Raw genomic sequence first — 8,200 nt, 5'->3', positions numbered from 1 at the left:
CCACGCCCGCGGGCAGCGTGCGGTTGATCGCTTCCATCTTCGCGGCCACGGCCTGCGCCACCGTGCGGCTGTTCTCGCCGATGAGCATGAAGACGGTGCCCAGCACCACCTCGCGCCCGTTGTCGGTGGCAGCCCCCGAGCGCAGCTCGCGCCCGATCTCCACGTCGGCCACGTCGCGGATGCGCACCGGCGTGCCGTGCGTGCTGGCCAGGATGATGTTGCCGATGTCCTGCATCGAGCGCACCTGGCCGGGCGTGCGGATGAGCACCTGCTCGCCGCGGCGCTCGATGTAGCCCGCGCCCACGTTGGCGTTGTTGCGCTCCAGCGCGGCCACCACGTCGGCGAGGGTCAGGCCGTGGGCCGACAGCCGCTCGGGGCTGGGTGCCACGTGGTACTCCTTGGCGTAGCCGCCGATGGAATTGATCTCCGTGACGCCGGGCACGGTGCGCAGCTGCGGCTTGATGGTCCAGTCCTGGATCTCGCGCAGGTCGGTGGCGGTGTACGGCGTGCCGTCGGGCTTGCGTGCGCCCTCTTGCGCCTCGACCGTCCACAGGAAGATCTCGCCCAGGCCGGTGGAGATCGGGCCGATGACCGGGGTCACGCCGGCGGGGAGCTGGTCACGTGCGGCACTGATACGCTCGCCGACCAGCTGCCGCGCGAAATAGATGTCGGTGCCGTCCTTGAAGATCACCGTCACCTGCGACAGCCCGTAGCGCGACAGCGACCGTGTCTGCTGCAACCCCGGCAGCCCCGCCATCACGGTCTCGATGGGGTAAGTCACGCGCTGCTCGGTCTCCAGCGGCGAGTAGCCCGGCGCCTGGGTATTGATCTGGACCTGGACGTTGGTGATGTCGGGCACCGCGTCGATGGGCAGCTTCTGGTAGCTGAAGAGCCCCAGCACGGCCATGCCCAGCACGGCCAGCATCACGAGCCAGCGCTGCTGAACAGCAAAGCGCAGGATGCGTTCAAACATGGTGGTGCGTCCTGTGCTATCAGTGCGTGTGCGTGGCCGAGCCCTTGCCGGCCTCGGACTTCACGACGAAGCTGCCCGCCGCGGCGTGGGGCGTGCCGGGCGGCAGCCCCTTGACGATCTCGACGCGCTGGCCGTCGCTGCGGCCAACCTCCACCGGCTGCGGCAGGAAGCCGCCGGGCACTTTCATGAACACCACCGGCTTGTCACCGAGCTGCTGCACGGCCTCGGCCGCCACCGTGACGGCCGCCGCCGCCTCGCCGGTGACCAGCTCCACGGTCACGAACAGCCCCGGGCGCCAGGCGCCTTGCGGGTTGGGCAGCACGATGCGCGCCTTGGCGGTGCGGGTGAGCTCACCCAGCAGCGCGCCGACGTAGGCCACCGTGCCGCTGGCGGTCTCGTCGAAGGCGCTGGAGCGCACGGTGACCTTGGAGCCCACGCGAACCTGGTTCAGGTTCTTGGCCGGGACATCGATTTCGGCCCACACGGAGGACAGGTCCGAGAGCGTGAAGACGCTGGCGTCCTCCTTGACCGCCTCGCCCAGCGCGATGTGCTTCTCGACGATGGCGCCGTCGAAGGGCGCACGCAGCTCGAAGCGGTTGAGCGCCGTGCCGCCGGCCGCAGCGCCGATGGCCTGGAGCTTCTGGTGGGCGTTGGCCACCGCGATCTCCGCCTCGCGCAGCGCCTGCTCGGCCTGCTGCACGTCCTGCTGCGGCGAGATCTTCTCCTCCCACAGCCGCTTCTCGCGCTCGTGGGTGGTGCGCGCCAGCGCCAGGCGCTTTTGGGCCGCCTGCAGCTCGCTGCGCAGCTCCGACACGCTGGCGCTGCTGATCACGGCCAGCACCTGGCCGCGGCGCACCATCTGGCCCAGGTTGGCACTGACGCTGTCCACGATGCCGGCCACGCGCGGCACGACATGCGCGGTGCGGTCCTCGTTGAAGCGGATCTCGCCGGGCAGCTGCAGGGACGTCCTGATGCTCGCCTCGGTGGCTGGCTCCACCGCGATGCCCGCCGCCTGCACCTGGGCGTCGGTCATGGCGACCCGGCCCTCCTGCTGGCTGTAGCTGAAGAGGTAGGGCTCCTTGGGAGTGCGCGCCTCAATGGTCGCCTCGAAGGCATGCGGCTCTTCAATGGGTTGCGTGCTGCTGAGCGCCTTGCCGGTGGGCGCCAGCGCGACCTGCTGCTGCTCGCCGCCAGGGCGCGTCAGCGTGATGGCCACTTGCGCGGCGCTGGGCGGCAGCGGCTTGCCCTGGTCGTAGAGCCACACGCGCAGGCGTGCCTGGCCGCCTTCTTCCACGAGCCGGATTTCCAGGCCGAAGTCGCCCTCGGTCATGAGCTGGCCGCCGTTGGGTCCCTTGGCGGCTTCCTCCTCGTGGTCGCCGTGCTCGTTGCCATGGCCGTGCTCGTCGCCCTGCGCCTTGGCATGGCCGTGGGGGTCCGCTGGCCGGGCGGACTCGGTGCCCAGGATCGCGGCGCCGCCAGCCAAGCCGGCCGCCACGAGGGCCGCGATCGCAATCCACTGCTTCTTGCTGATGGGGGATGTGGTGTTCTTCATCGTGGAACTCATGGCTGGGCCGTGGGGGCACTGGCGGGCGTGTCGTCGCCCAGCAGCCGCTCGATCTCGGCCGCGGCGAGGTGGGCCTGCGCGACAGCGCGCAGGTGCTGGGTGCGGGCTTGCAGCAGCGTGCGCTGGGCATCGAGCACGTCCAGGAAGCCAAACTTGCCCAGCTCGTAGCCCTTGGTGGTTGCCTCGTGCACGCTCTGCGCGCCAGGCAGCACCTCGTCCTGCAGCGTGCGGGCCTCGGTGACCGCGGCCTGCAGCCGCTCGTAGGCCCGGGCTGCGTCCGCGCGCAGCCGCAGCGCGGTGGCCTCGGCCTCGAAGCGGGCCTGGTCCTGGCGGCGCAGCGCCTCCAGCTCTGCGCCGCGCCAGGTGTTGGACACCGGCAGCGGCATGGACAGCGTCACCAGCGCCTGCGTGCGCCCCAGTTCCTCGTTGCGCTTGGCGCCCACGCCCACGGTCACGTCCGGTACCCGGCGCGTGCGCTCCAGCCGGGCCTGCGCGCCCAGCCGCTCGACATCGAGCCGGGCCACGCGCAATGCGGGCGCGTCCGCCAGCCTGGACTGGAGCACGTCCTCGGGCATCACCACCGGCAGCCCGACGTCACCCTCCACGCGCTCGATGTGCTGCGCACCGCCCAGCGTCGCCTGCAGCGACTGCAGCGCGGCGCGCAGCTCGGCGCGGGCCTGCGCCGCCTCCACGCCAACGCCGGCCTCGGCCACGCGGGCCCTGGTTTCCTCGATGGGCGAGACCTTGCCGGCGAGCACGCGGCGCTGCGCGGCGGTGCTGCCGCCGCGCGCCAGCTCCAGAGAGGCCTGGGCCAGCCGCAGCCGCTCCTGGGCCACCAGCGCCTCGGCAAACGCCGCCGTGACCTGGGCGCGCAGCTGGCCGCGGCGCAGTCCCAGCCGCGCCAGGGCTGCCTCGCGGGCGCGCTCGGCCGCGTCCAGCCGAGCTTGGCGCTTGCCGCCAAGCTCGATGGGCTGCGCGATGAGCAGCGTCGTGGAGCGCGTCTCGCGCCGCGTATCCTCCAACTCGGCGTCCACCACTGGCGCCGGGCGCGCATCGGCCTGCAGCCGGGCCGCTTCGGTGGCCTCGACTTCGCTGTGTGCTGCAGCCAGCTCGGGGTGGCGCTCCAGCGCCACGGCCAGGGCCTGTGCCAGTGTCAGAGCGGCGGGTGTGGCCGCAGCCGGGGCGACCGCGTCACCGCCGCGTGGCAGCGGGGGCGCAGCACTGTCCTGCGCCAAGCAGGGGGACGTCATCAAAGCCGCCAGTAGGGGCGGCAGCCATGCTTCTCGCATCGAAAACTCCAGGGTTGACCAGTCAACGGTGGAGATCCGGCGAGGCGTCGGGCAGTGTCTAAAAAAGGAGGTGTGCGAACGCGCTCGCCGGATCAGGCGAGGCGTCGGTCGGGGCGCTCGGGCAGCGCGGGGATGTGAGATCCATGCAGCGCGGGTTGTGCAGCCACGCGCGGCGGGTGTGCGGGCGGCGCCAGGGCGGGCGCGTCGCTCAGCAGCGTCTGGGCGTGTCCGAGCTGGCAGGTGCCGCAGTCCTCGTCCAGCGCCAGCGGGCTCTTCTTGGCGTGCGGGTCGGTGTCGGCCGCGGCCTTGTTGCCGTGGTGCTGGTGCTCGTGGTGCCCGAAGTGCGCCGCCTGGGCCGGGGCCTGCTCGTGCTGGCAATACCCCGCCCCCACAGCCCAGGAGAGCTGCAGCGGCAGGATTGCCATGAGAAAGACCAGGAGCCAGCGGCGCATCAAAAAAGTATAGCAACTACAGGGTTGAAGCCTCGGGCTGCCGCGTTCGCGTACGGGCGGCCCGAAGGGCAAGACACGGCGGGCCGCACGAGGCGCTGCTCAGCTTGCCGGATTGAGGCGAGGATGGGTCTCCTCGCCCCAGAGCTGCAGCAGTGCGCCTGACAGCAGCATCGAGATCGCTGCAAACCAGAAGGCATGCTCCAGTTGGCCACCGAGCGCCGCTACGGCACCCAGGCCCAGCGCACCCAGGCCGTAGCCCAGGTCGCGCCAGAAGCGGTAGATGCCGATGGCGGACGCGCGCCAGCCCGGGTGGGCAATGTCGGCGACCGCGGCGCTGAGGATCGGGTACAGCATCGCCATGCCCAGCCCAGCCCAGCCCAGCCCCGCCATGGCGGCCGATGTGCTCCACCATGCCGAGCCGTCGCCAAGCGGCAGCAGTGCCACGCCGGCGCCGCACAGCTACATGCCACCGACGTTGAGGCGGTGCCGGCCCATGCGGTCGGAGAGCCGGCCGGTGAAGAACTGTGCGGCGCCCAAGGTGAAGCCGTAGACACCGACAATCCAGCCAATGCCGGGCAGGCTCACGCCGCGCTCGTGCAGGTAGACCGGCCAGAAGGCCCAGACCAGGGCGTCGACGAACTTTTCGACCAGCCCGGCCTGGCACAGCGCGGCCATGCGGCGGTCGCCCCAGCTCATCAGCCAAAGTATCTCGGCCGTGCCCGGCCGATCGCTGACGCCGCTCGGGTAGCGCGGGCGCAAGGCCTGCGCCGAGGCAGCGGCGGCCAAGCGCTGCTTGGCCTCGGCATGTGCCCAGGGCAGTGTTTCCGCCACCGCCTGCCACGCCAGCAAGGTCGCTGTCCCGATCACCGCAAGCCCGAACCACAGCAGGCCCTCGCGCGGTCCAAGCAGCGAGGCGGCATACCCGGTGAGCACGCCCGCTGCTGCAACGCCGACATAGCCGGAGAACTCGTTGAGCCCGATCACCAGCCCCCGCTGGTCAGCACGGGTGAGATCGAGCTTGGCGGTCTGCGTCATCGACCAGGTCAGTCCCTGGTTCACGCCGAGCAGCACCGTCGCCGCAACGATCCAGCTCCACGATGGCGCAAGGTAAACGATCACGGGAATGGGCAGCGCAACGAGCCAGCCGATGAGCAGCACGAGCCGCCGCTCCAGCCGCTCGGCCAGCCGCCCGGCAACGAAGTTCATCGCCCCCTTGACGAAGCCGAAGGCGACGACGAAGGCTGCCAGCAGCATGAAGGAGCCACGGGGCACGCCGAATTCCGTCTCGGCCAGTGCTGGCACGACGTTGCGCATCATGCCGATCGTCATGCCCACCAGCAGCACCTGCAGGAGCTGGTGCAGCACCTGGACCAGATTGGCGCGGATGCCGAACTCCATGTCAGGCCCCACCCGCCGTTACCGCCTCGCCACGCAGGTCGGCAGCCATGATGCGGGCCATGTCCTGCGGTTGGGGAGGAAGTTCTGCCGTCAGGGCCTGGACGAAGTCCTCGCGCGACATGGACAGCATCGGGTTGAAGCGCTTCTCGAGGGCGAGGGTCGAGGCGGGTTTGCCCGACAGGCCAGCGCCGCACGCACTGCCGGCCTGGTGGCCGGGGTAGATCTCCAACTCGGGCGGCAGCGTCAGCAACTTGCAGTGCAGCGCGTCGTGAAGCTGCGCGGCCATCTCCCGCTCCTGACCGGCCAGGTCCGGGCGGCCGACCGCGCCGACGAACAACGTGTCGCCGGTGAGAACAAACCAAGGCTCGTCGCCTCGGCGCAGATCGCGCACGAGCAGGCAGACGCTGTCGGGCGTGTAGCCCGGCGTGTGCAGCACATCGACCAGCACGTTGCCCACTTCCAGCCGCTGGCCGTCACTCAGCGAAGTGAAATCGAACGCGATCCGGCCCTCGTTGCTCTCGTGCAGGCAGTACGGGGCGCCGATGCGGCGCGCGAGCGCCGGTCCGCCCGAGTAGTGGTCGGCGTGGACATGGGTGTCGATGACGTAGGCGATGCGCACACCGGCCTTGTCCGCCTCGGCAACGAACCAGTCCTCATCGCCGGCGACCACGTCCACGGCCACGGCCTTGCCATGTCCGGCACAGCCGAAGAAGTAGGACAGCGTGGCATTGGCGGCGGCCTGTTGGCGAAAGAACATGGTCTTCTCCTTCCTCAGACCCGACTTTGACAGTTCCGGGGCACACAACCCCGGCTCTGGCGCATCGAGCATGCGTAAGTGGTTGATCTGACGGGGTGCAGCAGGACCGCGCCGCGCCAAGTGCCTAGATACATGGATTGGCGCGCAGCTCTTGTTTTTCTTGGGTGAAGCTGCCTACGCTTGGGTACATGTACCTGCGTGAGTCCAAGCAACGTCGCGCCGACGGCAGCACCGTGTCGTACCTGCAGCTCGCCGAGAACATGTGGGATCCCGAGCGGCGACGCTCGCAGACGCGCGTGGTCTACAACTGTGGCCGCGCTGACGACACGGCCGTAGTCGAGCGATTGCGCAAGCTCGCCGCCAGCATCCTGCGCCGCTGCTCGCCCGAGGAGTCGTGGGCGCCGGCAACGGCGAGCTGCGCCTGGTGTGCGCCTGGCCCTATGGCGAGGTCTACGTGCTGCAGGCGCTGTGGCAGCGGCTGGGTATCGACCAGGTGATCCGCGCGCAGGCGCAGGCGCGCCGCCTCGGCTTCGACGTGGAGCGCGCGCTGTTTGCGATGGTGGCCAATCGGGCCTGTGCGCCGTGCTCCAAGCTGTACTGCTGGGACCAGTGGCTCAAGGAAGAAGTCCACATCCCGGGCACGCAGGGGCTGTCGTTGCAGCACCTGTACCGCGCGATGGACTTCCTGGAGGCCAACAAGGAACCCATCGAGAGGGAGATCTTCCACCGCGTGGCCGATCTGCTGAACCTGGACGTGGAGGTGCTGTTCTACGACACCACCTCGCTGCACTTCGAGATCGACTTGAACGACGAAGGCGGTGGGCCCGATGACATCGTGCACGGCAGCTTGGCCGCCGGGCACAAGACCTACCGCGCGCCCCGCAAGCGTGGGCTGTCCAAGAACGGGCGCGGCGATGCCCCCCGTGCCAATATGACCTGCTGCACCTCCCGCTGAGAGATCAGTGAGCAATAAGGCAGGTATGACCACCACTCCCCAGGCCAAGGCAGCGATGCCCGCAGAGCCGACTTCATCCGATCCGGGCGCATCGCAAGGAGCCCGTAGGGCGACTGAAGATGCGCCCGGATCGGCAGCCTCGACGCCGCGGCCCGATGCCGACTCTGAGGTCGTCCCACACCCACGGCGCAGGCACTTCTCCAACGCCGACAAGCGCCGGATCCTGGAGGCCGCCGACCGCTGTACCAAACCCGGCGAGATCGGCGCGCTCATGCGCAGCGAAGGCGTGTACTCGTCGTCCCTGAGCACCTGGCGGCGCCAACGCGAGGCCGCTGACCTGGCCGCCCTGGCGCCGCAAAAGCGCGGCCCCAAGCCTGACCCGCACCGTGCCGAGGCACTGCACATCGCCCAGCTCACGCGCGAGCGCGACCGCCTCAAGAGCGAGTTGGACAAGGCGCGGTTGGTAATCGAGGTCCAAAAAAAAGCCTCTGTTGAATTCTGAGTGGGTTGACTTGCTGGCCTTGGGGCTGGCGGCCGAGGTTGATGCGGCATGCTGACGCCTTTGCCATAACGATCAGAACGTTTGAGATGCACGACCGGTTGTTCGAAGCTGCTCTGGGAATCACTGCACCGTGGTCCGTCACGGGTGTGCAGTTCGATGAGGCGGCCAAGGTTCTGACGGTGGCCATTGACTTCGCCGTGGGGTCTCGCTTCGCTGTCGAGGGCGTGCCTGGCGAGCATCCGGTCCACGACACCGTCACCAAGACCTACCGGCACCTCAACTTCTTCCAGCACGAGTGCCTGCTGCAGGT

The 8,200-nt window shown here is 69.5% G+C and carries 10 protein-coding genes and 1 pseudogene; 4 read left to right on the top strand and 7 right to left on the bottom strand.

The features are described 5' to 3' along the window. The 7 genes from ALA01S_RS29480 to ALA01S_RS29455 form a co-directional block, all read right to left on the bottom strand. Window positions 1-973: efflux RND transporter permease subunit (locus tag ALA01S_RS29480; protein WP_174548669.1), on the bottom strand; the 973-nt coding region annotated here is incomplete at its 3' end. 19 nt (window positions 974-992) lie between these two features. Then, on the bottom strand, window positions 993-2,525 hold the full coding sequence (locus ALA01S_RS29475) for an efflux RND transporter periplasmic adaptor subunit (RefSeq protein ID WP_066343087.1): 1,533 nt from the start codon (window positions 2,523-2,525) through the stop codon (window positions 993-995). An 8-nt stretch (window positions 2,526-2,533) separates the two neighbouring features. Next, a complete protein-coding gene (locus ALA01S_RS29470) occupies window positions 2,534-3,787 on the bottom strand; it encodes a TolC family protein (protein ID WP_238456010.1) in 1,254 nt (417 codons plus the stop codon). A gap of 131 nt (window positions 3,788-3,918) precedes the next feature. Next, a complete protein-coding gene (locus ALA01S_RS29465; RefSeq protein ID WP_066343081.1) occupies window positions 3,919-4,278 on the bottom strand; it encodes a DUF2946 family protein in 360 nt (119 codons plus the stop codon). 99 nt (window positions 4,279-4,377) lie between these two features. Further along, window positions 4,378-4,722, bottom strand: coding sequence for a hypothetical protein (locus ALA01S_RS35095; protein WP_238456008.1), 345 nt, complete (start codon window positions 4,720-4,722; stop codon window positions 4,378-4,380). Window positions 4,723-4,737: 15 nt separating this feature from the next. Continuing rightward, the gene (locus tag ALA01S_RS29460; RefSeq protein WP_238456007.1) at window positions 4,738-5,676 is read right to left on the bottom strand and encodes an MFS transporter; all 939 of its coding nucleotides are present in this window, start codon (window positions 5,674-5,676) and stop codon (window positions 4,738-4,740) included. Window position 5,677: 1 nt separating this feature from the next. Then, window positions 5,678-6,433, bottom strand: a complete 756-nt coding sequence (locus ALA01S_RS29455; RefSeq protein ID WP_066343074.1) for an MBL fold metallo-hydrolase — start codon at window positions 6,431-6,433, stop codon at window positions 5,678-5,680. A gap of 188 nt (window positions 6,434-6,621) precedes the next feature. Here ALA01S_RS29455 and ALA01S_RS35575 point away from each other — a divergent pair, with 188 nt between their 5' ends. The 4 genes and pseudogenes from ALA01S_RS35575 to ALA01S_RS29440 all read left to right on the top strand — a co-directional run. Further along, window positions 6,622-6,930 carry an IS1634 family transposase N-terminal domain-related protein gene (locus tag ALA01S_RS35575; protein ID WP_507762121.1) on the top strand — a complete coding sequence of 103 codons (309 nt, stop codon included), beginning with the start codon at window positions 6,622-6,624 and terminating at the stop codon, window positions 6,928-6,930. Then, window positions 6,828-7,388, top strand: coding sequence for an IS1634 family transposase (locus tag ALA01S_RS29450; protein WP_066343072.1), 561 nt, complete (start codon window positions 6,828-6,830; stop codon window positions 7,386-7,388). Before ALA01S_RS35575 ends, ALA01S_RS29450 begins: the two co-directional genes overlap by 103 nt. A 25-nt stretch (window positions 7,389-7,413) precedes the next feature. Beyond that, entirely contained in the window at window positions 7,414-7,890 is a 477-nt protein-coding gene (locus ALA01S_RS29445; protein WP_066343071.1) for a helix-turn-helix domain-containing protein, read from the top strand. An 86-nt stretch (window positions 7,891-7,976) separates the two neighbouring features. Next, window positions 7,977-8,200: pseudogene (locus ALA01S_RS29440) on the top strand (ISL3 family transposase); the annotation flags it as partial.

It is taken from the genome of Azohydromonas lata NBRC 102462, from assembly GCF_001571085.1.
Classification (GTDB): Bacteria; Pseudomonadota; Gammaproteobacteria; order Burkholderiales; family Burkholderiaceae_C; genus Azohydromonas; species Azohydromonas lata.
The sequence above is the reverse complement of the archived record's forward strand: the minus strand, read 5'-3'. Positions and strand labels throughout refer to the sequence as shown.

Bases quoted from the DNA above. Each gene is read 5' to 3' on its own strand.
- ALA01S_RS29475 (WP_066343087.1), bottom strand. From the start codon at position 2,525: ATGAAGAACACCACATCCCCCATCAGCAAGAAGCAGTGGATTGCGATC.
- ALA01S_RS29470 (WP_238456010.1), bottom strand. From the start codon at position 3,787: ATGACGTCCCCCTGCTTGGCGCAGGACAGTGCTGCGCCCCCGCTGCCA.
- ALA01S_RS29465 (WP_066343081.1), bottom strand. From the start codon at position 4,278: ATGCGCCGCTGGCTCCTGGTCTTTCTCATGGCAATCCTGCCGCTGCAG.
- ALA01S_RS29460 (WP_238456007.1), bottom strand. From the start codon at position 5,676: ATGGAGTTCGGCATCCGCGCCAATCTGGTCCAGGTGCTGCACCAGCTC.
- ALA01S_RS29455 (WP_066343074.1), bottom strand. From the start codon at position 6,433: ATGTTCTTTCGCCAACAGGCCGCCGCCAATGCCACGCTGTCCTACTTC.
- ALA01S_RS35575 (WP_507762121.1), top strand. From the start codon at position 6,622: ATGTACCTGCGTGAGTCCAAGCAACGTCGCGCCGACGGCAGCACCGTG.
- ALA01S_RS29445 (WP_066343071.1), top strand. From the start codon at position 7,414: ATGACCACCACTCCCCAGGCCAAGGCAGCGATGCCCGCAGAGCCGACT.